1 protein-coding gene is annotated in these 1,270 nt (G+C 62.7%); it reads left to right on the forward strand.

Annotated features, from left to right (window positions below; all coding sequences use genetic code 11):
• Positions 1-66: 66 nt before the first annotated feature.
• Positions 67-1,238, forward strand: a protein-coding gene (locus ACIGGE_RS17970) for an IS3 family transposase (protein ID WP_390588874.1) whose coding sequence is annotated in 2 segments (ribosomal slippage) — positions 67-319 and positions 319-1,238 — 1,173 coding nt in all. Because the reading frame shifts where the segments join, the coding sequence is not laid out codon by codon here.
• Positions 1,239-1,270 lie beyond the last annotated feature (32 nt).

The following is a 1,270-nucleotide window of genomic DNA, read 5'->3' on the forward strand; positions in this document are numbered from 1 at the left end:
TGACGTGACCCCCTGATTTTCCTCCAGTCTCGATTAGAGTCCGGCCCTGACAGAAGGACGGACGAGATGAAGAGAACGAGGTTTTCAGAAGAGCAGATCATTGGCGTACTGAAGGAGGTCGAGGCGGGAGCGAAGACCGCTGACCTGGCCCGTCGGCACGGCGTGTCCGAAGCGACGATCTACAACTGGAAGTCAAAGTATGGCGGGCTGGAGGTGTCCGAGGCTCGGCGGTTGAAGGCGCTCGAGAGCGAGAACGCAAAGCTCAAGCGCTTGCTGGCGGATGCGATGCTCGACCAGGCTGCCTTGAAGGATCTCTTGGCAAAAAAGTTCTGACGCCCGCCGCGAAGCGGGAAGCTGTTGCTCACCTCCAGGACTGCCATGGGATGAGCGAGCGGCGGGCGTGCCGGGTCATCGATGCCGATCGCAAGAGTGTGCGTTACCGTTCCACTAGGGACGATGACGCCGCGCTTCGTGAGAAGCTGCGCGAGCTGGCGAACCAGCGTCGCCGGTTCGGCTACCGCCGTCTGCACATCCTGCTGCGCCGGGAGGGCGTGATGATCAACCGCAAGAAGACCCAGCGTCTCTACCAGGAGGAGGGGCTGGCGGTCAGGCGGCGACGTAGCCGCAAGCGTGCTGTCGGGATCAGGGCGCCGGCTCCGGTTCTAGCGCTGCCGAACCAGCGCTGGAGCCTGGACTTTGTGCATGATCAGATGGCGTCAGGAAGACGGTTCCGCGTGCTCAACATCGTCGACGATGTGACCAGGGAGTGCCTGCGAGCGGTGCCGGACACATCGATCTCCGGTCGCAGGGTGGTGCGCGAACTGGCCGATCTGATCGCCGAGCGCGGCAAGCCCGGCATGATCGTGAGCGATAACGGCACCGAGCTCACCAGCAATGCGGTGCTGGCATGGTGCGGTGAGATCGGCGTGGAATGGCATTACATCGCGCCGGGCAAGCCTGTGCAAAACGGCTTCTGCGAGAGCTTTAACGGCCGGATGCGCGACGAGCTGCTGAACGAGACGCTGTTCCTCAGCCTTGCTCATGCCCGCGTCGAGATCGCCGCCTGGGTCGAGGACTACAACCGGGAGAGACCGCACTCATCTCTTGGCTATGCAACCCCGGCAGCGTTCGCCGCCGAACTGAATAAGCAATGGCCTGCTTCGCTACGCCCTACGGGCTCCGCTACGCAGCCCATTGCTTCAACCGCGCTCATGCGCAACAAAACGGCTCGGCTCTAATCCCAGCTGGAGGAAAGCTGGGGGTCACGTCA

The sequence above is a fragment of the Qipengyuania sp. NPDC077410 genome (genome assembly GCF_044543405.1).
Taxonomy (GTDB): Bacteria; Pseudomonadota; Alphaproteobacteria; order Sphingomonadales; family Sphingomonadaceae; genus Qipengyuania; species Qipengyuania pacifica.